Genomic DNA, 19,378 nt, shown 5'->3' on the forward strand with positions numbered 1-19,378 from the left:
CACGGCCCGGCGGGCTGGGGAGTCTTGCGCTCACCGTGATCGGATCACTCCTCGAGGGTCGCCAGGATCTCGGCCGCCCACGGCTCGCAGTCCGGTCCGGGGCTGGTGACGCCCATGGCCGCCATATTCGTCAGCAGCATGCCCATGGCCATGAAGTCGCGCGCTTCCTCCGGAGAGGCGGCGGTCAGTTCACGGACGAGGGTGTAGATGCGGCCGAAGCGGCTGCGAATGGATTCGCCGATGGCCGGGTCGCCGGCGGCGGCGATGCCCTGTAGGAAGACCCGGGGCAGGTGGTCGTCGCCGAGGAATTCGCGGTACCGGTCGCCCATGGCGTCCAGCCGTTCGTGCGGCGTCGCGTCGGCGGCGGCGTCGGCGGCGCCGGAACGGAAGAGTTCGTCGATGCGGTCGCAGACCCGGGCCAGCACATCCAGGAACAGCTGCTGTTTGGTGCCGAACAGCCGGATGACGTAGGGCTGCGAGACGCCGGCGCGGCGGGCGATCTCGTCGGTTTTGGTTGCGGCGTACCCGGATTCGGCGAAGGCGCTGGTGGCGGCCACCAGTACTTCCTCGCTGCGTTCGCCGGCGGTCATCCGCGTCCTGGTCATGGTGTTCGGCCTCCTTGCCGTGCGGGTATCTGGTCTCCGATTGACATGTTATCAGTCAATGCATACTCTCTAGTTATCAGTCGATAACAACAAAGGCCGGAGCATGACCGACATACTCGAAACATCGACGGGCGCAGCCGAATACGCGCCCAAGACCCGGTCCCTGGCCGCAGTGCTGGCGGCCGTGGGCATCCCCATGTTCATGGTCACGCTGGACAACCTGGTGGTGACCAACGCCCTGCCCGTCATCCGCACCCAGCTGGCCGCCTCGCTCTCCGACCTGCAGTGGTTCGTGAACGCCTACACCCTGTCGTTCGCCTCACTGCTGCTCACCGCCTCCGCGCTCGGCGACCGCATCGGCCGCCGCCGGCTCTACCTGGCGGGCATCGCACTGTTCACCGTGGCCTCGGCGGCCTGCGCGCTCGCCACCGAGCCGTGGATGCTCATCGCCGCGCGTGCGGTGCAGGGCTTCGGCGCGGCGGCGGTGATGCCGCTCTCGCTGACACTGTTGTCGGCGGCAGTGCCGGAGCGGACACGCAGCGCCGCCATCGGCATCTGGGGCGGTATCTCCGGGCTCGGCGTCGCGCTCGGACCGGTGATCGGCGGCGCGGTCGTCGACGGACTCAGCTGGCACTGGATCTTCTGGATCAATGTCCCGGTCGGCATCGTCGCCGTTCCGCTGGCGGCCTGGGTCCTGAACGAATCATTCGGCGGCGCAAGGAAAGCCGACCTGGTCGGGCTCGTACTGTCCGCGGGCGGCGTGCTCGGCGTCGTGTGGGGCGTCATCCACGGCTCGGGCGACGGCTGGACCTCCGGACAGGTACTGGGCGGATTGATCGGCGGCGCAGCGCTGCTCGCCGCCTTCCTCGTCTGGGAACACCGGGTCGCCGATCCGATGCTGCCGCTGCGGCTGTTCCGCTCCCGCGGCTTCAGCGCCGTCAATACGACGCTGTTCACCTTCTCGCTCGGCGTCTTCGGCTCGATCTTCCTGCTGTCCCAGTTCTTCCAGGTGGTGCAGGGACTGACACCGCTGCAATCGGGCATCCGCACACTGCCGTGGACGCTCGCGCCCATGGTCGTGGCCCCGCTCGCGGGTCTCGTCGTGGACCGGGTCGGGCCGCGGGTGCTGATCGTCACGGGCCAGGTGCTGCTGTGCGCCGCACTGACCTGGATGGCGCTCATCACCACCGTGCACGTCGAATTCGGTTCCTTCGTACTGCCGTTCCTGCTCGGCGGCATCGGTATGGGCCTGACCTTCGCACCGGCCTCGTCGGTGGTGATGGCCAGTGCGGCTCCCGACGATCAGGGCATGGCCTCCGGCACCAACAACACCATTCGTGAAGTGGGCGTCGCCATGGGCATCGCGATCCTGGTGTCGGTGTTCAGTTCCCGCGGTTCCTACCTGTCCCCGGAGAGCTATGTGAACGGGCTGGTCCCGGCCGTCGAGGTCGGCGCGGCCGTCGTGGCGGTCGGTGCGGTGGTGGCGCTGCTGCTGCCCGGCCGCAAGGGGATCGGTTCCGGCGCAAAGACTTTCGGCCACTGACCACGAGCCGATCGGAGGTGCATCATGTTCGAGACCCTGCTCCTGCTGACCATTCCGACCCTGTTGTTCCGTCTGCTGGGCGCCGTGGGCGTCGCGCGCTTCGCCACCTGGCGGGTCGCGGCGGCCCACGGGCTGGCCTTCATGTTGCTCATGACCGGAACCTCGCACTTCATGCCGAATTCGGTGCCGGTCCTGCCGCATCACGGTGACCTGGCTCGCATGGTTCCGCCGTTCGTGCCGTTCCCGGATTTCATGGTGTATCTCACCGGCGTCCTGGAATTGGCCGGCGCGCTCGGCCTGGTCCTGGCCCGGTTCCGCCGCCCGGCGGGCCTGGCGCTGGCCGCGCTGTTCGTCCTGCTACTGCCCGCCAATATCTATGCGGCCGTTGACCACATCCCGTTCGACGGCAGCGCGGCCACCCCGCTGTGGTTCCGCATCCCCGAGCAACTCGTCTACATCGCGGTGGCGCTGTTCGCGGCCCTCGGTACCTACAGTCGCGTAACCAAGGGGTCGCGGAGCATGATCGAAAACCGTGCCGAATCCGTCCCTTGGACCTGACTCAGTCGATTCTCCCTCACAAAAGCCAAGAGCGCGTGCAGTATTGGGCTGTGCAGTTGAGATATAACTTCCGCATCTGTCCGACGCCCGGTCAGGAGATCGCTCTGGCTCGGGCGTTCGGTTGTGCGCGAGTTGTTTTCAATGACGCGTTGAAGGCTAGACAGGACGCCCGCGCTGCTGGACTCCCCTATATCAGTGACAGTGCCCTATCGAGGTCTCTTACCAAAGCGAAGAAAACTCCTGAACGGGTCTGGCTGGCGGACGTGTCGGCGGTTGTATTGCAGCAGGCCCTCGCCGACCTGAATACCGCGTACTCGCTGACGAATTCGACTGTGCCGTCATCGATTTGTGGGCATGAGTTCACTGCGGGATGCCCGCACCATATCCGCAGGACCGGCTGCATCTCCCATGAGGACATCGTCGAGTGCGGTTTGGTCAGCCTCGAACTTCCGCTGGGGTGACCGCCTCGTACGCGGTGGCGACCGTCTTCGCGACCTGCTCGAAGGTGGGTGCGGGGCGGTCGCCTAGTTCCCGTTCGACCGAGGTCATGTCGACCTCCGGGAGACCGCAGGCCACGGCCAGCTTCCACGGGCTCAGATCACCGGTCACGTTCACCGCGAAGCCGTGCGTGGAGACATTGCGGCCCACCCGCATGCCGATGGAGGTGATCTTGCGCCCGGTGTCGCGGGTCCACACACCGGTCAGCAGTTCGGAACCCTTCGGGGTCGCACGCCGTTCGGCGGGAATGCCGAGTGCGTCGAGGGCGGCGATCATCCGGTACTCGACCTCGCGGATGTAGTCGACCACGCCCTCGCCCGGCCGCAGCTTGACCACGAGATACCCGACCAGCTGGCCCGGACCGTGATAGGTGAGCTGACCGCCGCGGTTGGTCTCGAACACCGGGATCGTGGAATCCGGTGCGGGCAGATGCGCATCCGGGGTGCGCCGGCCGATGGTGAAGATCGGCTCGTGGCTGAGCAGCCACAGCGTGTCCGGCCGGCGGTCCTCGACGCGCTCCTGCCACAGCTGCTGCATGCGGTCCATGGCGGCGGAGTATTCGGTGAGCCGGTCGGTGTCGTCGATCAATGCCAGGGGACGGACCTTCACGAAGTCCATTCGTACCACGCCTGCCCGTCCTCGCCTGTTCGCGCCCGTGCGGGCCGGGGGTGCCATGCTGCTGTCAGCTCAGCGCCGCGCCCTCAACACAGCTCCCGCCATCGGCCCCCCGGCCGATCCGATCCGATTCGACGAGCGCATGTCTGCCACCGAACTCGCGGCCCCGCCGCCCGCCACGAAATCCGCCCCTCGAGACAAGTCGCGCTGGGAGCGGGCCACCGCCCTGCCGCTGTCGGCGCTGGCCGTCGTCTTCCTCGTCTCCTATGTCTGGCAGGTGCTCGATCACGGCCGCACCCGCGGGCTCGACTCCTGGCTCACCCGGGTCGATCTCACCATCTGGGTGCTGTTCTGCCTGGATTTCCTGCTGCGCCTGCGGTTTTCGGAGGATCGCCGCCGCTTCCTGCGCAAGAACTGGCTGGACCTGGTGATCCTCATGCTGCCGCCGCTGCGCCCCCTCCGGTTGGCGCGGGCCGCACTGCTGATCATGGACGCGGTCGACCGGCACACCCGATTGCAGGCGCGGGTGCGGCTCACGGTGTTCGTGGGCGTGAGTTCGGTGCTGCTGATCCTGTTGTGCAGCGTCGCCATGTACGGCGCCGAGCGGGACGTGCCCGGCACCCACGTGCACAACTTCGGTGACGCGCTGTGGTGGGCGGTGGTGTCGGTCACCACGGTCGGCTACGGCGATGTGTATCCGGTGACCGTGGAAGGCCGGCTGATCGCCATCGTGCTGATGAGCGTGGGCATCGGGCTCATCTCCTTCGTGATCGGCGGCGTCACCAGCTGGGTCACCGACCAGCTGCGCAGCGTCGACGAGACCGTCGAGCACACCGACCGGGAGATCGGCGAACTGCTCGGCGAAGTCCGCGCTCTGCGCGCCGAGCTCGCGGCCCTGCGCGGCGAACTGCGTCCGCCCGCCGACGCGGTGCGAGCTGCGGAAAATGCGGGTGAACCGGGCTGATTACAAGGATTACGATGCGACCAGCAAGAATGGGGAGGCAAATCCGCCCGACCCGCACCACCAGCCAGGGGAGAGACGAACCATCGTGGCCGACGATATCGAACCCGCCCAGCCGTCCGAGGCACTGAGCGAACAGTCCCTGTTCGCCGCCGCGGAAGCAGCCGAGAAGGCGTTTGCGGCGGCCGCCACCCTGGACGAACTCGCGGTCGCCAAGACCGAGTTCATGGGCGGGAAGTCGCCGATCTCGCTGGCCCAGCGTTCCCTGGGCACGCTGCCCAAGGAGGAGAAGGCCGAGGCCGGCAAGCGCGTGAACATCGCGCGCGGCCGCGTGTCCGCCGCCTACGAGGCCCGCAATACCGACCTGCTCGCCGAGCGCGACGCGGCCGTGCTGGTCGCCGAATCCATCGATGTGACGCTGCCCGCGCAGCGCGGCGCGATCGGCGCCCGGCATCCCATCACCGTGCTGAGCGAGCGCATCGCCGATGTGTTCGTGGGCATGGGCTGGGAGGTCGCCGAGGGGCCCGAGGTCGAGACCGAGCACTTCAACTTCGACGCCCTGAACTTCCTGCCGGATCACCCGGCCCGCACCATGCAGGACACCTTCCACATCGCGCCGGAGGGTTCGCGGCAGGTGCTGCGCACGCACACCTCCCCGGTTCAGGTGCGCTCCATGCTGTCTCGCGAGCTGCCCATCTATGTGGTGTGCCCGGGCCGCACGTTCCGCACCGACGAGCTGGACGCCACCCACACTCCGGTGTTCTCGCAGGTGGAGGGTCTGGCCATCGACAAGGGCCTGACCATGGCGCATCTGAAGGGCACCCTGGACGCGTTCGCGCGGGCGCTGTTCGGCCCGGACACCACGACTCGCATGCGGCCCAGCTTCTTCCCCTTCACCGAGCCGTCCGCCGAGGTGGACGTGTGGTTCCCGGACAAGAAGGGTGGCGCGGGCTGGGTCGAGTGGGGCGGCTGCGGCATGGTGAACCCGAAGGTGCTCATTGCCAGCGGGATCGATCCCGACGTGTACAGCGGTTTCGCCTTCGGCATGGGCATGGAGCGGACTCTCCAATTCCGCAACGGCCTGTCCGATATGCGCGACATTGTCGAGGGCGATGTGCGCTTCACATTGCCGTTCGGCATCCAGTCCTGACCTGACCCCGATACGAGGAAGCGAAACGTCAAGTGCGAGTAGCGCAATCCTGGCTGACGGAACTCCTGCAGCGCACCACCCCCGAGTGGTCGGTGACGGCTGCGGAGCTCGACGCCGGTTTCGTCCGGGTCGGACTGGAAGTCGAAGAGGTCGATCCGCTGGAGCGGGTCGAAGGTGACATCGAGAAGCCCTTGGTCGTCGGCCGGGTCGCGGAGATCACCGAGCTGGCCGAGTTCAAGAAGCCGATCCGCTTCTGCAAGGTCGATGTCGGCAATCCGGAACCGCAGGAGATCGTCTGCGGCGCACGGAATTTCGCCGTCGGCGATCTGGTGGTCGTGGTGCTGCCGGGCGCGGTGCTGCCCGGTGGCTTCAAGATCGCTTCGCGGAAGACCTACGGCCACACCAGCAACGGCATGATCTGCTCGGTCGCCGAACTGGGCATCGGCAAGGACCACAGCGGCATCCTGGTGCTCGAGCCCGGCACCGCCGAACCGGGCGCCGACGCCAACGCGCTGCTGGGCCTGGACGACACGGTCATCGAACTGGCCATCACCCCGGATCGCGGCTACGCCTTCTCGGTGCGCGGTCTTGCGCGCGAGCTGGCCTGCGGTTTCGACCTGGAGTACGCCGATCCGGCCCAGCGCCTGCTGCCCGACTCCGAGGCCGAGGCCTGGCCGGTGAAGATCGAGCCGGAATCGCTGTGCACGCGCTTCGCCGCGCGCCGCGTCACCGGCATCGATCCCGCGGCCGTCAGCCCGTGGTGGCTGCAGCGCCGACTGCTGCTCTCGGGCGTGCGGCCGATCTCCCCGGCCGTCGACGTCACCAACTACGTGATGCTCGAACTCGGCCAGCCGCTGCACGCCTTCGACGCCGCCAAGGTGTCGGGCGGGCTGGTGGTGCGCCGCGCCAACAAGGGCGAGACCCTGCGGACCCTGGACGAGGCCGAGCGCACGCTCGACGCCGAGGACGTGGTGATCGCCGACGATTCCGGCGTCGTCTCGCTCGCCGGCATCATGGGCGGCGCCTCGACCGAGGTCGGCGCGGACTCCACCGACATCCTGCTGGAGGCCGCGACCTGGAACCCGGTCGCCGTCGCCCGCACCACGCGCCGGCACAAGCTCGGCTCGGAGGCCAGCCGCCGCTTCGAGCGCGTGGTGGACCCCGAGGTGAACGTGGCCGCCCTGGATCGCGCCGCCACCCTGTTGGCCGAAATCGCCGGTGGCACCGTCGAATCCGTGCTCACCGACGTCCGCATCCCGGTACCCGCCATCGCCCCGATCAGCATGGACATCGATCTGGCCGACCGCACCGCGGGCATCCACTACGCGCCCGGCGCCGCCACCCGCCGCCTGCAGCAGGTCGGCTGCAGCGTCGAGGTCGGTGTCAGCGAGGGCGGCCACGGTCAGCTCATCGTGACCCCGCCGAGCTGGCGGCCCGACCTCACCCAGCCCGCCGATCTGGTGGAGGAGGTGCTGCGCCTGGAGGGACTCGACAAGATCCCCTCGGTGCTGCCCACCGCCCCCGCCGGTCGTGGTCTCAGCGCCGAACAGCGCCGTCGCCGTTCCGTCAGCCGCGCAGTGGCTTTCACCGGTGCGGTCGAGGTGCAGCCGCCGGTCTTCATGTCCGCCACCGTGTTCGACGCGTGGGGGCTGGACGCGGATGACCCGCGCCGCAAGACGCTGAAGGTGCTCAACCCGCTCGATGCCGAGCGTCCCGACCTGGCCTCGACCCTGCTGCCGGGTCTGCTGGAAGTGGCCGCCCGCAATATCTCCCGCGGCGAACGCGACCTCGCGATCTACGGCATCGCCCAGGTGGTACTGCCCACCGACCACACGGTCGCGGTGGAGCCGCTCCCGGTCCATCGCCGGCCCACCGAGGACGAGATCGGTGTCCTGCTGCGCTCGCTGCCCGAGCAGCCGGTGCACATCGCCGCGGTCCTCACCGGCCGCCGCGAACCGCGCGGGCCGTGGGGGCAGGGCCGTCAGGTCGAGGCCGCCGACGCCTTCGCCCTGGCGGACGCCATCGCCGATGCCGCGGGCGTGACCATCGAGCGCCGCGCCGCCGCCCTGCTGCCGTGGCATCCGGGCCGCTGCGCCGCACTAGTGGTGGACGGCGTAATCGTCGGCCACGCAGGCGAACTGCACCCGGCCGCCCTGGAGCGTTCGGGTCTGCCTCCGCGCACCTGCGCCCTGGAACTCGACCTCGACGCGCTCCCGTTGCGTGAAAACCGGCCCGCCCCGGTGGTTTCCGCCTTCCCGGCGGTCCTCCAGGACGTCTCGGTGAGTGTCGACAAGTCCGTTCCGGCCGCTGCCGTGGAATCCGCCCTGCGTTCCGGCGCGGGCGCCCTCCTCGAAAGCATCTCGCTCTTCGACGTTTACGAGGGAGCCCAGGCCGGCGAGGGTCGCAAGTCCCTCACCTACGCCCTCCGTTTCCGCGCTCCCGACCGGACGCTGACGGAGGACGAGGCCAGTGCGGCCCGCGACGCGGCCGTCGCGGCTGCCGCTGCGGCCGTGGGTGCGGTCCTGCGCGGCTGACCCGCTATCGAGCCCTGCGGTCCGCTAGGTAGCGGACCGCAGGTTCGTGAAGACGCGGCTGAGCATCGCCGTCAGTTGCTTCCGTTCGGCGGGGGTAAGCGGTGCCAGTAGTTCGTCCTGTACCGCTGCCGTCTCGTCGTGCATCTCACCGAGTGCGGCCCGGCCGGTTTCGGTCAGTGCGACCGTGACCCGCCGCCGGTCGGCCGGGTCGCGCATGCGCTCGACGTAACCGAGCGCGCCGATGTCCTCGACGATCTTCGCGATATCGCTGGGATCGATCGCCAGCCGCACCGCCAGATCGCGTTGCGCGTGCGGGCCGAAGTCGGCCAGTGCCGCCAGTACGGCCATATGCCACAGCCGCAGACCCCTTTTCGCCAGTCGTTCGGCGAGCCGCTGCCGCCCGGCCTTGCCGGTGCGGGACAGCAGATAGGTGGTGAGGGCGGTCAGGCTCGGTGGCTGCAAGGTCGGCTCGTCCATGATAGGACTATAGGTGCCAACCCATCATGGGTGTACACCTATGAATCGAAGGACCCGCATGGATGCCCTGTACCCGCGCCTGCTCGTGGACCGCTTCGCCGACAGCTTCGAGTTCTACAATGCCGTTCTCCCAGCGCTTTTCGGCGCCCGCTTGAGGAAAGGCACCCCCGCCGGCCCCTACGCGAACTGGGATGTCGAAGAGCAGGCGATCCTCGTCCTCTACGATCGCGCCACCCTGGCCGCGACCATCGGCACCACGGACCTCCCGGCCGCCGCTCCCGCCGCGCAGGACCGCGTCATGTTCGCCTGCCGCGTCAGCGATGTCGACGAGAGCCTGGCCGTCTGCCTGAAACACGGCGGCACCGTGGTCACCGGGCCGGCGGACCGCCCCGAATGGGGACCCGGCATGCGCACCGCCCACCTCCGAGACCCCGAGGGCCACCTCCTCGAACTCCAGTCATACTGACCCGGAGACGAACCCGGAGGAGGACCGCGGCGATGCCAGGAGGCAGGCTCACGCTCGAGGAGCGCGAATTCATCGCGGCGGGACTGGCGAACGGGCTGGGGTACACCGAGATCGGACGCCACCTCGAGCGCCCGGCCTCGACGATCAGCCGCGAGGTGATCCGCAACGGGGGACCGGGCCGGTATCGGGCCGACCGGGCACACCGCGCCACCGTGCTGCGAGCCCGCCGGAGCAAGACACCGCAACCGGCCTCGGCCCCAGCGGATTTCGACATCGACGACGACGCCCTGCGCGAATTCGCGGCCCGATTCGCCGAGCTGCTCGTATTCGACGGCATGCCCCGCATGCAGGCCCTGGTCCTGACCTCCCTGCACCTCACCGACTCCGGCAGCCTCACCGCCGCCGAACTGGTACACCGCCTCGGAGTCAGCCCCGCCTCCATCTCCACCGCCGTCTGCGCCCTCGAACAGCGCGATCTCATTCGCCGAGAACGTGATTCCCCCCGCCGCGACCGCTACTGCATCGACGACCGCACCTGGTACCGCACCACCCTCAACCTCGCCCGCGCCTCCGAAGCAAAGGTCGAAGCCGCCCGCCGCGGCGCCGAAATCCTCGGCCCGGCAACCCCGGCATGGGATCTGCGCCCGTTCACCGCCGACTCCGATTTCCTGGTGGCCGTGTTCTCCCGCTGAGGTGCCCCTGGTTTTGGGGGCAGTGGGGGAGGGGGGTTGCTGTGGCCGAAAGCGTCTGTGCGGCAAACTGATCGCGGTTACAGTCTCGGCATGGCCGAGAGCCCTGTCGTAGTGCGCCATCGAGAGCACTTGTGGAATCTGTTGTCCGAGTCCGCGCAGCTGGAGCACATGATCATGTGCGAGTATCTGTACGCTGCTTTCGGTTTGCGCACCGAGGTAGGTGAAGGGCTCACCGAGAAGCAGCTCGAGGCGGTGTGGCGGTGGCAGCACGAGCTGACCGCGATCGCGATCCAGGAGATGCTGCATCTGGCGCTGGTGTGCAATGTGATGGTCGCCATCGGCGCGGCGCCCACCTTCGGCCGGCCGAACTTCCCGCAGCGGTCCAACTACTTTCCGCCCGAGGTGCAGCTGGATCTGCTGCCCTTCGGCGACGCGGCGCTGGAGCACTTCCTGTTCCTGGAACGCCCGGAGGGCGTCGACCGCAGTGACGCACCGGGATTCGAGCCGCATACGGAACCGCGCGAGCTGGTCGACCCGGACGAGCTGATGCCGCGCGGACAGGATTTCGGCACCATCGGTCACCTGTATCGCGGTATCGAGGCCGGGTTGCATACGCTCGCCGCGGATTACGGTGAGGCGGCCCTGTTCGTCGGCAGCCCGCGCGCCCAGATCACCCCGGAGTTGCTGCACTGGCCGCAATTGGTCACGGTCACCGATCTGCAATCGGCGATCGCTGCGCTGCAGGAGATCATCGAGCAGGGCGAAGGCGCCCGCGAAGACCACACCGACGGCCATTACGGACGCTTCCTGCGCCTCGCGGAGGAATATCGCGCGCTGCGGCAGGAGGATCCGGACTTCGAGCCCGCGCATCCGACCGTGCCCGCGTTCACCCGCCAGCCGTACGACAATGCGGAACCGTGCGCGATCATCACCGACCCGCGCACCCGGCAGATCGCGGAGCTGTTCAATGTCGGCTACGGACTGGTGCTGCTGACACTGCTGCGCCTGTTCACCCATACCGATGAGACCGACGATCAGCTGAAAACCCTTGCCGGAGTGGCGATCGGCCTGATGGGCAAGGCGGTCGGCCCGCTGGGGCGGCTGCTCAGCACGTTGCCGGTCGGACCGGAGTATCCCGGCCGCACCGCGGGACCGGCATTCGAGATGTACTACATGGTCACCAACCTGGTGCCCTGGCGGCCCGCCGCCTGGGCGCTGATGATCGAGCGCGCCGACCTGTTCTCCACTCGCCTGAAGAGCGCGGGCCTGGATGAGATCGCCGCCCAGGCAGCGGTATTGGCGGCCCGCCTGCGCAGCGACTGACACCCCCGCGTTGTTGCGATGGCCGCGATTCACCTGATCGCGGCCACCCCAGTTGACTTGACTTAACTATAGCCATCGATAAGATGACTCTAGTTTACTAGAGTTAGAGGGGTGGTCGTGAAAGACTCTGTCGTGCAGATGGATGCGCCGGAGCGGGTACGGCCGACTGTGGTCGTCTGGATTCTCTGTTCCGCATCGTTCATGGCGATGCTCGACGTGTTCGTGGTGAACGTGGCCTTCGGGACGATCGGGCAGAGCTACCGGGGCGCGTCGCTGGCGGATCTGAGCTGGGTGCTCAATGCGTACGCGATCGCCTACGCGGCGCTGCTGATTCCGGCGGGGCGACTGTCGGACAGGCTGGGCCGCAAGAACGGATTCCTGGTCGGGCTCGGCGTATTCACGCTCGGCAGCGCCCTGTGCGCGGTCGCGCCGACGCTGTGGCTACTGGTCTTCTTCCGGGTCGTGCAGGCCGCGGGCGCGGCGGTATTGACGCCGGCCGCGCTGGGCCTGCTGCTCACCGTACTGCCGCCGGAACGGGTGAGCGGCGCCGTGAAAGTCTGGGCCACAACGAGTTCCGTGGCCGGTGCGCTCGGTCCCGTCGTCGGCGGCGCGCTGGTGGAGATCTCCTGGCGGCTGATCTTCGTGGTCAATATCCCGGTGGGCATCGTGGCCGGAGTCGCTGCGCTGCGCGCGATTCCTGATCTGCGGCAGCAGACCCAGGCCCGCATGCCGGACCTGCTCGGGGTGGCCCTGCTGATCGGCGCGCTCGGCACGCTGTCGCTGGGTCTGGTCGAGAGTGGCGCCTGGAGCGGGTCGGCGGTCTGGTCCACACTCGGTATCGCCGCGGTGTTGTCGGGGCTGTTCCTGGTCCGGATACTCCGGCACAGTGATCCGGTGGTGCCGCCGCATCTGTTCCGGGTGCGGTCCTTCGTCTGGGCCGATATCACCGTGCTGGCCTTCTGCACCGCGTTCGGGGCCTCGTTCCTGAGCATGGTGCTGTGGCTGCAGAATGTGGCGGACTACAGCGCGCTCGAAGCCGGATTCGCCATTGCGCCGGGCCCGTTGATGGTGCCCGTGTCCGCCGCTGTCGGTCAGTGCCTGATCCGCCGTCTGCCGGTGAATATGGTTGTCGCACTGGGGAATCTACTGTTCGCGGCGGGAACGATACTGCTGATCGTCTGCTCCGGCACCCCGGTCCGGTATGCGCAGGATGTACTGCCGGGCTGGATGATCATCGGCGCCGGCATCGGCATCGCCTTGCCCAGTCTGATGGCCACGGCGGTGGCCGAACTCCCGGCGGCCTTGTCGGCCACCGGCAGCGCGGTGGTGAACACGGCCCGCCAGCTCGGCTATGTGCTGGGCGTCGCCATCCTGATCGCTGTGTTCGCCGCGACCGCCGACCCGGTCACCTCCTTCCGGCACGGCTGGTGGTTCATCGCCGCCACAGCACTGCTCGCCGCCGTTACCGCCGCGGGGGTCCGCCCGCGGCCGCACTCGGCGTAAGCCTGGCGGTGGCCGCTCAGGACCGGACGGCAGCCGCCCAGTGCGGGTCCCGTCCGGACGCGGCCACCGCACGCGTGAAAACATCCGCATCATCGTCGACTTCGACTGCCGCACCGAACATTTCGTATCCCATTCCTCCCCGCGCCACCCGGCCGGCCTCGGTAGCGCATTCGGTCATCGCGGAAAAGATCTCTTTCATGCCGGGAACGCTAAGTCGGTGCCGGATGCCGGGTCTTGTAGAAACGCGTCACGCTGCGGCTCAGAGCTGTGTGGCGCCGCCGTCTACGAGCAGTTCCGCGCCGGTGGTGAACGAACTCTGATCCCCGGCGAGATAGAGCGCGGTGGCCGCGACCTCATCGGGATGGCCCACGCGGCCGAGCGGTGTGGGTGCGCCGCCGGTATCGCCGTGCGGAATCGCCGTGCGGATCTCGTCGCCGCCCGGTGTCGTGATGGGTCCGGGGGTGAGGGCATTGACCCGGACGCCGCGACCCGCCAGCTCCGCCGCCCAGGTGCGGGCGAGACTGCGGATGGCGGCCTTGGTGGCGGCGTAGACGCCCAGTCCCGGTACGCCGACCCGGGCGGCGCTGGAGGACAGCAGAATCACCGAGGCGCCCGCCGGCAGCAGCGGGAGCGCCTTCTGGACGGTGAAAACCTTCCCCTTCAAGTTGATCGAGGTTGTGCGCTCGTACTCCTCTTCGGTGATCGCACCCAGAAGACCGAAGTCGCCGACTCCGGCATTGGCCACCACGACATCGAGATGTCCACTCCGCTCGGCGATTTCGGCGAATACCCGATCGAGCTCCTCCAGCTTCGACACGTCACTCTGGATACCGATCCCGCGAGGGCTGACCTCTTCGACGGCGGCATCCAACTCGGCCTTCCGCCGGCCCGTCAGATAAACGGTCGCCCCTTCTGCGGCGAACCGGCGGGCAATGGCCAGCCCGATGCCGGTGGAAGCGCCGGTGACCAGCGCGGTCTTGTTGTCCAACTGTCCCATGAGATTCTCCGATTCCTAGAGGTAACAACTTTGGTTACATTGATGGGCTGAAAAACGCGCGCACTGCATGCAGATGCGAAATTATTTGACCCGCAACGCGTCTCGCAGCACGTCCTCGAGCGTCGTTCGCGCCAGTTCCTCGCGAAGCGCGCCCTCGGCCCGCTCGTAAGCGGCGGTCATCGCAGGCCTGATCCCATTGCCCACAACACATTCCGGGTCCGGTGTGGAGGGATGTAGCGCGAAAAGCGGTCCGGGCTCGATGGCTTCATAAACCTCGAGCAAGCTGATGGCCGCAAGCTCCCGTGTCAGCATCCACCCCGCCCCGGCTCCTCGTCGCGACTCGACCAGCCCCGCCCTCCGGAGCTCGCCCAGCAATCGCCGGATGACTACCGGGTTGGTATTGACGCTTGTCGCGATCTGCTCCGAGGTGGCGACGGCATTCCCTCGCCGCTGATACAGCCCGATCCAGGTCAGGGCATGCGCGGCAATGGTCAACCTGCTGTTGGCGCTCATGCCTCCACACCTCCGACCATGTCGTAACACTAGCGGTTACGTCTGATCGATGGCAAGCGATCAATGCTTCTCGCTGCTCAGAGCGAGTTCAGGCCGTTGCGGAGCAGGTTGAAAGTGTGGTTGGTCGCTCGGACGGCCTGCGGGTAACGGTGAGTGGCGGATTCGCCCCGGGTGAGGGCGTCGTGGTTCATGAAGGCGAGTTGGTGTTGGAGGGCTATCAATTGGGCTGCGGTCAGGCGGGCTGTGAGGAGGTCGAATCCGGCGTCGGTCAGGGCGTCGGTGAGGGCGGTGGTGCCGCGAGTGGCGTAGCGCAGCAGCCGGGCCGCGAGACTTTCTGTGCCGCTGATCAATTGGAGGAAGGCCATCGTTTCCGGATTGTCGTTCAGGCCGGTATTGGGGTCGCGGGCCTGCAAGGCGGCCAGGATCGACTCCTCCAGGGCGTCCAGTGCGGGCTGGCCGGGCCGGCGGGACCGGACCACCCGGGCGGCCTCCTCCTCGTGGTCGGCGAACCGGTGCAGGACGAGGTCTTCCTTGGTGGGGAAGTAGGCGAAGAGAGTGCGGCGGGAAACCTCGGCCGCCCGCGCGATATCGGTGATGGAGACCTGGTCGAAGCCGGATTCGAGGAACATGCGGATCGCCGTGTCCGCGATCGTCTCGCGCAGGCGCGCCTTCTTCAGCTCCCGCAGGCCCGTCGATTCGGTCATGGATGGACTATATCGGCATTGGTAGACCTGGTGTAATAATGCATCCAGTCTACTTTTAGGGGAATGTCATGCGGACCGAGGTAATCGTGGTCGGGGCCGGTCCTACCGGGCTGATGCTGGCCGCCGAGCTCACGCTGGCCGGGGTGCCGGTCGTCGTACTGGAGAAGGAACGCACCCGAAGTACGCAGTCCCGCGCGGGCGGACTGCAACCGCGCACCGCCGAGGTGCTCGAGTCGCGGGGGTTACTGGATCCGTTGCTCGACCGTGCGCTGCCGCGCGGCGAGTTCGGCGGGCATTTCGCGGGACTCCCGGTCGAGTTGGATTGCCGCCCGTGGCGGACCCGCTTCCCGCACCCGGTTTCCGTTCCGCAGGCCCGGCTCGAAGGCTTCCTCGAGGAACGCCTTGTCGCCCAAGGGGTAACGGTGCTGCGCGGATACGAGGTATCGGCGATCGAGCAGGATACCGAGGGAGTGACGGTCGGCGATATTCGCGGCAGCTACCTGGTCGCCTGCGACGGCGGGCACAGCGCGGTCCGCAAACTGCTGGGCGTTCCCTTCCCGGGCGCCGCGGGCCGGATGCGCGCCACCGACCCCCACCCCCTCGAATCCGCCCCGACCCACTGGTTCGGCTGAATCACCCAGCTCACCGAGCTGTGTGTATGGCACAATACTCATATGTCGTTGAAGCGCACGATGGTCTACGCCGATGCCGACGATCTCGCGGCCATCAAGGAGGCCGCGGCTCGCAGCGATGTCAGCGAAGCTGAAATAATCCGCAACGCAATACATTTGGCGGCCCTACGGGTCCAGAGGCGTTCGAAGCCGTTGCGGCTGAGGCGGTTCGCGAGCGGGGATCCCACCCTTGCGGAACGTGTGGACGAGTATCTAGCTGATGATTTCGGCGGGCCGGAGCGCCCGTGACGCCGGGTACCGATGGCCCGGGAATTGTCATCGGTGACACGTCAGGGCTGATAGCCGCATTCGATACTTCTTCGCCTGAGAGCGACGCGGCGTTCTTCGTTCTCGAATCGGCGGGACTGGTTGTGCTGTCCCCGCTGGTACTCGCCGAGGTCGATCACGTCGCTCGCCGAGTCCTCGGCCGCCGCATCTCGATCGAAATGATCGAGGATCTCAGTGCACAGGCCCGAACTCCGCATTTCGAGATTGCGCCGATTACGCCGGATGTGCTGGATCAGGCCAATGCCGTACGCCGTTTGTACACCGACCTCCACCTCGACCTGGCAGATGCCGTCACCGTAGCGCTCGCCGCCGAATACGAGACCAATGCCGTTCTCACCCTCGACCGGCGAGACTTCCGAGCTCTGACTCCACTCACCGAGCACAAGGCATTTCGCGTCTTACCTGACGATCTCACGTGACTCGGCAGCCGCGGCCGGTGGATCGCGCTGATCAACTCGATCGGCAATATCGGGGGTTCGGTGGTCGGCGCGCTGGGCGTGGGCGACTCGGGGCGGGGCGGGTGGGGTAGGAAGGAGGGATGCTGCATCCAGCGACTCCTGTACTCAATGCGCTGAGTTTTGTGCCGGGCGATCGGCGGATTCTTGCTACGCCGGATCAGTTCGGTGTGCCTTACGAGCAGCTGTCGCTGCGCACCAGTGATGGTGAGACGGTGGATGCCTGGTTCGTGCGGGCGGTGGGGGAACCGGTGGGGCACATTCTGTTCGCACACGGGAACGGGGGGAATCTGGGGGATCGTTCGCCGATTCTCGCGTTGCTGGCGGGGGCCGGGTTCGATGTGCTGGCTTTCGACTATCGGGGTTACGGGCGTAGTTCCGGGCGGCCCAGCGAGCATGGGACCTATCGGGATGTGCGAGCGGCGCGGGAGGCGCTGCTCGCACAGTCGGGGGTGGATCCGGAGCGGGTGGTGTACCTGGGTAAGTCGCTCGGTGGGGGCGTCATGCTGGAGCTGGCGAATGCCATGCCGCCGGCGGCGCTGGTGCTCATGTCGACCTTCACCGGCATGCGGGACGCGGCGCGGGCGGTGTATCCGTTTCTGCCGAAACTGCTGGTGCCCAACGCTTATCCGAGTCTGCGGCGCATTCGTACATTGCGCTGCCCGGTGCTGATCATGCACGGCGATGCCGATGAACTACTGCCGGTGCAGATGGGCCGGACCTTGTTCGCCCATGCGCCCGAGCCGAAGCAGCTGGTGATCTATCCCGGCGCCCATCACAACGATCTGGTGATGATCCCGGGCTGGGCCGACACCGTGGCGGCCTGGCTCGCCGGGGTATTGCCACCCGCGCGGCGCACGCCACAGTGAATTCGGGGCGGGATCACGCCGCGGCGGCGTGACTTCCGCGCAGGATATTGAGCAGGAACTCGGCATTGCTGCCGGTCTTGCGCAGACCGTCGAGCAGGATGTCCAGCGCGCGCTGGTCATCGAGCCCGGCCAGGGTGCGGCGCAGCTGGTCGACCGCGCGACGCTCGTCCGGTGCGAAGAGCAGTTCGTCGCGCCGGGTGCTGGAGCGGTTGATGTCGACGGCGGGGTAGATATGCCGTCCGGCCAGCGTGCGATCCAGTTTGAGCTCGGCATTGCCGGTGCTCTTGTACTCCTCGAAGATGAGGGTGTCGGCCTGCGAACCGGTCTCGACCAGGGTGGTCGCGATAATGGTGAGCGAGCCGCCGCCTTCGATATTGCGGGCCTTGCCGAGGAACTTCTTCGGCGGCAGCAGGGCCGCGGAATCGACTCCGCCGGAAAGGATCCGGCCCGAAGCGGGCCCGGACAGGTTGTAGGCGCGGGCCAGTCGCGTCAGCGAATCGAGCAGCACGACCACATCGCGGCCCTGTTCGACGAGCCGCTGGGCGCGTTCGATGGCGAGTTCCGCGAGTGCGGCCTGCTGGGCGGGTGATTCGTCGAAGGTGGCCGCGACGACCTCGGCGGGAATGCCGCGCGACATCTCGGTGACCTCTTCGGGCCGTTCACCGACGAGCACCATCATGAGATGCACTTCGGGATGATTGGCCACCAGGCCGTGCGCGATCTCCTGCAGCACAGTGGTTTTGCCCGCCTTGGGCGGTGCGACGATGAGGGCGCGCTGCCCCTTGCCGATCGGCATCATCATGTCGATGACGCGGGTGGTGAGCTGATGCCGGCCGGTCTCCAGCCGCAGTCGCTCGTCGGGATGGATGGGAGTGAGGTCCGCGAACCGCGGCCGGGCTTTGACCGCGCCGGGCGCCTCGCCGTTGACGGTGTCGACCCGCACCAGCGGAGCGAGCTTGCCGCTCTTGGGATTCGGCTGCGCGAGGCCGGCGACGGCGTCGCCGCGGCGCAGATCGTGCTCGCGGACGAGCCGGGTCGGCACGTGGATATCGTGTGCCCCGGGCAGGTAGCCATCGACACGGAGAAAGCAGTTCTGGCCGTGGAAGTCGATGATTCCCATTGCGGGCGTGAGAGTTTCGATGTGCTCCAATGTGGGAGCTGGATTGATGGTTGTCATGGTGTTACTCCTTGAAAAGGCATGAAGAAGGAAGGTTGAGACCGGAGCGGCATTGGGCCGCTTCCGGATTCGAGCGGGGTCTACGCGGGTAGCCGAACCACACCTGCGGAATCCGTACTCGTGAGGGAAGAAATCTCGGGGGAGGGACTTGTTACGTCGACCTGCATCCCGGAGACTGCGACGACTTCACCGTACGCCCCGCATCGCACATCGCGCAATCCCGGCGTTTCGCCCGGCAGTCGGTGGCGCTGCGTAGCCTGGAGCGCATGAGCGATGCAGAGATTCTCGCGGGGCAGTTGTCGCAGCTGTCGGATGGCGAGCTCGCGGCGGTGGTCGCGGTCGCCAGCCACGGCCGGGCCGGTCTGGCTGCACTGCACGCGGTGGCGCAGTCGATCGCCGCCACGTCCGGCAGTCATGTTTCGGATGTCATCGATGTGACTCCTGACACCCCGCTCTCGGACAGCTATTCGGAGTCTGAGACGCCCGGCCCGTCGGTGCAGGTCGGAGATGGTCCCGTGACCCCTGTAACACCGATACCGCCTGCGGGTATTCCGTCCGGGACGGAGATCGGCGGGTATACGACATCCGGCGTCCCTACTTTCGAGTCAGTTCGCGATAAGGTCGACAAGCGCTACGGCACCTCGCAGGGGATGGGCGAACTAGATCGGCAGACACCGGTGGGCCGTAGCGTCGACGAACAGTGGGATGCGCGGCGCAAGGCCGCGCGGGACCGCCTGGACCAGATTCGAAAATCGATGCACGACAACGATTCCGAGTAG

Annotated in this window: 22 protein-coding genes and 1 pseudogene; 15 read left to right on the forward strand and 8 right to left on the reverse strand. The window is 67.4% G+C overall.

The annotated features are described in order from the left end of the window. Positions 1-44: 44 nt before the first annotated feature. The gene (locus ACH438_RS35910) at positions 45-605 is read right to left on the reverse strand and encodes a TetR/AcrR family transcriptional regulator (RefSeq protein WP_397013682.1); all 561 of its coding nucleotides are present in this window, start codon (positions 603-605) and stop codon (positions 45-47) included. Positions 606-708: 103 nt separating this feature from the next. Between ACH438_RS35910 and ACH438_RS35915 the strand changes: the two genes are divergently transcribed. From ACH438_RS35915 to ACH438_RS35925, 3 genes are read left to right on the forward strand one after another with little or no spacing between them, the layout of a single operon-like run. Continuing rightward, positions 709-2,148 (forward strand): MFS transporter, encoded by a 1,440-nt coding sequence (locus ACH438_RS35915; RefSeq protein ID WP_397013684.1) that lies wholly within the window; start codon positions 709-711, stop codon positions 2,146-2,148. 24 nt (positions 2,149-2,172) lie between these two features. Continuing rightward, positions 2,173-2,706: a hypothetical protein gene (locus ACH438_RS35920; protein ID WP_397013686.1), complete on the forward strand. Its 534-nt coding sequence runs from the start codon at positions 2,173-2,175 to the stop codon at positions 2,704-2,706. A gap of 50 nt (positions 2,707-2,756) precedes the next feature. Beyond that, positions 2,757-3,167, forward strand: coding sequence for a helix-turn-helix domain-containing protein (locus ACH438_RS35925; RefSeq protein ID WP_397013688.1), 411 nt, complete (start codon positions 2,757-2,759; stop codon positions 3,165-3,167). Here the strand turns inward: ACH438_RS35925 and lipB are convergent. Further along, positions 3,142-3,813 carry a lipoyl(octanoyl) transferase LipB gene (gene lipB / locus ACH438_RS35930; protein ID WP_397013690.1) on the reverse strand — a complete coding sequence of 224 codons (672 nt, stop codon included), beginning with the start codon at positions 3,811-3,813 and terminating at the stop codon, positions 3,142-3,144. The two genes, ACH438_RS35925 and lipB, sit on opposite strands and share 26 nt — an antisense overlap. Positions 3,814-3,877: 64 nt before the next feature. Between lipB and ACH438_RS35935 the strand changes: the two genes are divergently transcribed. The 3 genes from ACH438_RS35935 (at position 3,878) to pheT (ending at position 8,464) form a co-directional block, all read left to right on the forward strand. After that, positions 3,878-4,783 (forward strand): potassium channel family protein, encoded by a 906-nt coding sequence (locus ACH438_RS35935; protein WP_397013692.1) that lies wholly within the window; start codon positions 3,878-3,880, stop codon positions 4,781-4,783. Between the two features lie 85 nt (positions 4,784-4,868). Beyond that, the gene (pheS, locus tag ACH438_RS35940) at positions 4,869-5,930 is read left to right on the forward strand and encodes a phenylalanine--tRNA ligase subunit alpha (protein WP_397013694.1); all 1,062 of its coding nucleotides are present in this window, start codon (positions 4,869-4,871) and stop codon (positions 5,928-5,930) included. Positions 5,931-5,962: 32 nt separating this feature from the next. After that, positions 5,963-8,464 (forward strand): phenylalanine--tRNA ligase subunit beta, encoded by a 2,502-nt coding sequence (pheT, locus tag ACH438_RS35945; RefSeq protein ID WP_397013696.1) that lies wholly within the window; start codon positions 5,963-5,965, stop codon positions 8,462-8,464. 24 nt (positions 8,465-8,488) lie between these two features. Here the strand turns inward: pheT and ACH438_RS35950 are convergent, their stop codons facing one another. Continuing rightward, the gene (locus ACH438_RS35950) at positions 8,489-8,941 is read right to left on the reverse strand and encodes a MarR family winged helix-turn-helix transcriptional regulator (RefSeq protein WP_397013698.1); all 453 of its coding nucleotides are present in this window, start codon (positions 8,939-8,941) and stop codon (positions 8,489-8,491) included. A gap of 40 nt (positions 8,942-8,981) precedes the next feature. On the opposite strand from ACH438_RS35950, the gene ACH438_RS35955 reads away from it, so the two are divergent. From ACH438_RS35955 to ACH438_RS35970, 4 genes are all read left to right on the forward strand, one after another. Continuing rightward, the gene (locus ACH438_RS35955) at positions 8,982-9,407 is read left to right on the forward strand and encodes a VOC family protein (protein WP_397013700.1); all 426 of its coding nucleotides are present in this window, start codon (positions 8,982-8,984) and stop codon (positions 9,405-9,407) included. Positions 9,408-9,439: 32 nt separating this feature from the next. Continuing rightward, positions 9,440-10,099 carry a helix-turn-helix domain-containing protein gene (locus tag ACH438_RS35960; RefSeq protein ID WP_397013702.1) on the forward strand — a complete coding sequence of 220 codons (660 nt, stop codon included), beginning with the start codon at positions 9,440-9,442 and terminating at the stop codon, positions 10,097-10,099. A 90-nt stretch (positions 10,100-10,189) separates the two neighbouring features. After that, a complete protein-coding gene (locus tag ACH438_RS35965) occupies positions 10,190-11,422 on the forward strand; it encodes a ferritin-like protein (RefSeq protein WP_397013704.1) in 1,233 nt (410 codons plus the stop codon). A gap of 117 nt (positions 11,423-11,539) precedes the next feature. Then, positions 11,540-12,925: an MFS transporter gene (locus ACH438_RS35970; RefSeq protein ID WP_397013706.1), complete on the forward strand. Its 1,386-nt coding sequence runs from the start codon at positions 11,540-11,542 to the stop codon at positions 12,923-12,925. Positions 12,926-12,941: 16 nt separating this feature from the next. Here the strand turns inward: ACH438_RS35970 and ACH438_RS35975 are convergent, their stop codons facing one another. The 4 genes from ACH438_RS35975 to ACH438_RS35990 form a co-directional block, all read right to left on the reverse strand. Then, positions 12,942-13,124, reverse strand: coding sequence for a hypothetical protein (locus ACH438_RS35975; protein WP_397013708.1), 183 nt, complete (start codon positions 13,122-13,124; stop codon positions 12,942-12,944). Between the two features lie 60 nt (positions 13,125-13,184). After that, the gene (locus ACH438_RS35980; protein WP_397013710.1) at positions 13,185-13,922 is read right to left on the reverse strand and encodes an SDR family NAD(P)-dependent oxidoreductase; all 738 of its coding nucleotides are present in this window, start codon (positions 13,920-13,922) and stop codon (positions 13,185-13,187) included. A gap of 81 nt (positions 13,923-14,003) precedes the next feature. Then, positions 14,004-14,435, reverse strand: coding sequence for an Rrf2 family transcriptional regulator (locus ACH438_RS35985; protein WP_397013712.1), 432 nt, complete (start codon positions 14,433-14,435; stop codon positions 14,004-14,006). A 77-nt stretch (positions 14,436-14,512) separates the two neighbouring features. Continuing rightward, positions 14,513-15,139 (reverse strand): TetR family transcriptional regulator, encoded by a 627-nt coding sequence (locus ACH438_RS35990; RefSeq protein WP_397013714.1) that lies wholly within the window; start codon positions 15,137-15,139, stop codon positions 14,513-14,515. 68 nt (positions 15,140-15,207) lie between these two features. Between ACH438_RS35990 and ACH438_RS35995 the strand changes: the two genes are divergently transcribed. The 4 genes from ACH438_RS35995 (at position 15,208) to ACH438_RS36010 (ending at position 17,422) form a co-directional block, all read left to right on the forward strand. Beyond that, positions 15,208-15,771, forward strand: coding sequence for an FAD-dependent oxidoreductase (locus ACH438_RS35995; RefSeq protein ID WP_397013716.1), 564 nt, complete (start codon positions 15,208-15,210; stop codon positions 15,769-15,771). A gap of 42 nt (positions 15,772-15,813) precedes the next feature. Then, positions 15,814-16,059, forward strand: a complete 246-nt coding sequence (locus tag ACH438_RS36000; protein ID WP_397013718.1) for a CopG family transcriptional regulator — start codon at positions 15,814-15,816, stop codon at positions 16,057-16,059. Next, positions 16,056-16,517: a type II toxin-antitoxin system VapC family toxin gene (locus ACH438_RS36005; RefSeq protein WP_397013720.1), complete on the forward strand. Its 462-nt coding sequence runs from the start codon at positions 16,056-16,058 to the stop codon at positions 16,515-16,517. The genes ACH438_RS36000 and ACH438_RS36005 overlap by 4 nt, the downstream gene beginning before the upstream one ends. A 119-nt stretch (positions 16,518-16,636) precedes the next feature. Continuing rightward, entirely contained in the window at positions 16,637-17,422 is a 786-nt protein-coding gene (locus tag ACH438_RS36010; RefSeq protein WP_397013722.1) for an alpha/beta hydrolase, read from the forward strand. 13 nt (positions 17,423-17,435) lie between these two features. Here the strand turns inward: ACH438_RS36010 and rho are convergent. Next, positions 17,436-18,572 (reverse strand): annotated as a pseudogene (rho, locus tag ACH438_RS36015) (transcription termination factor Rho); the annotation flags it as partial. A 293-nt stretch (positions 18,573-18,865) separates the two neighbouring features. Between rho and ACH438_RS36020 the strand changes: the two are divergent. Further along, complete coding sequence (locus tag ACH438_RS36020) at positions 18,866-19,378, forward strand: PspA/IM30 family protein (protein ID WP_397013724.1); 513 nt, start codon at positions 18,866-18,868, stop codon at positions 19,376-19,378.

It is taken from the genome of Nocardia sp. NPDC020380 (assembly GCF_044386975.1).
Taxonomy (GTDB): domain Bacteria; phylum Actinomycetota; class Actinomycetes; order Mycobacteriales; family Mycobacteriaceae; genus Nocardia.

Bases quoted from the DNA above. Each gene is read 5' to 3' on its own strand.
- ACH438_RS35910 (WP_397013682.1), bottom strand. From the start codon at position 605: ATGACCAGGACGCGGATGACCGCCGGCGAACGCAGCGAGGAAGTACTG.
- ACH438_RS35915 (WP_397013684.1), top strand. From the start codon at position 709: ATGACCGACATACTCGAAACATCGACGGGCGCAGCCGAATACGCGCCC.
- ACH438_RS35920 (WP_397013686.1), top strand. From the start codon at position 2,173: ATGTTCGAGACCCTGCTCCTGCTGACCATTCCGACCCTGTTGTTCCGT.
- ACH438_RS35935 (WP_397013692.1), top strand. From the start codon at position 3,878: ATGCTGCTGTCAGCTCAGCGCCGCGCCCTCAACACAGCTCCCGCCATC.
- ACH438_RS35950 (WP_397013698.1), bottom strand. From the start codon at position 8,941: ATGGACGAGCCGACCTTGCAGCCACCGAGCCTGACCGCCCTCACCACC.
- ACH438_RS35955 (WP_397013700.1), top strand. From the start codon at position 8,982: ATGAATCGAAGGACCCGCATGGATGCCCTGTACCCGCGCCTGCTCGTG.
- ACH438_RS35960 (WP_397013702.1), top strand. From the start codon at position 9,440: ATGCCAGGAGGCAGGCTCACGCTCGAGGAGCGCGAATTCATCGCGGCG.
- ACH438_RS35965 (WP_397013704.1), top strand. From the start codon at position 10,190: ATGGCCGAGAGCCCTGTCGTAGTGCGCCATCGAGAGCACTTGTGGAAT.
- ACH438_RS35975 (WP_397013708.1), bottom strand. From the start codon at position 13,124: ATGAAAGAGATCTTTTCCGCGATGACCGAATGCGCTACCGAGGCCGGC.
- ACH438_RS35980 (WP_397013710.1), bottom strand. From the start codon at position 13,922: ATGGGACAGTTGGACAACAAGACCGCGCTGGTCACCGGCGCTTCCACC.
- ACH438_RS35985 (WP_397013712.1), bottom strand. From the start codon at position 14,435: ATGAGCGCCAACAGCAGGTTGACCATTGCCGCGCATGCCCTGACCTGG.
- ACH438_RS35990 (WP_397013714.1), bottom strand. From the start codon at position 15,139: ATGACCGAATCGACGGGCCTGCGGGAGCTGAAGAAGGCGCGCCTGCGC.
- ACH438_RS35995 (WP_397013716.1), top strand. From the start codon at position 15,208: ATGCGGACCGAGGTAATCGTGGTCGGGGCCGGTCCTACCGGGCTGATG.
- ACH438_RS36000 (WP_397013718.1), top strand. From the start codon at position 15,814: ATGTCGTTGAAGCGCACGATGGTCTACGCCGATGCCGACGATCTCGCG.
- ACH438_RS36010 (WP_397013722.1), top strand. From the start codon at position 16,637: ATGCTGCATCCAGCGACTCCTGTACTCAATGCGCTGAGTTTTGTGCCG.
- ACH438_RS36020 (WP_397013724.1), top strand. From the start codon at position 18,866: ATGAGCGATGCAGAGATTCTCGCGGGGCAGTTGTCGCAGCTGTCGGAT.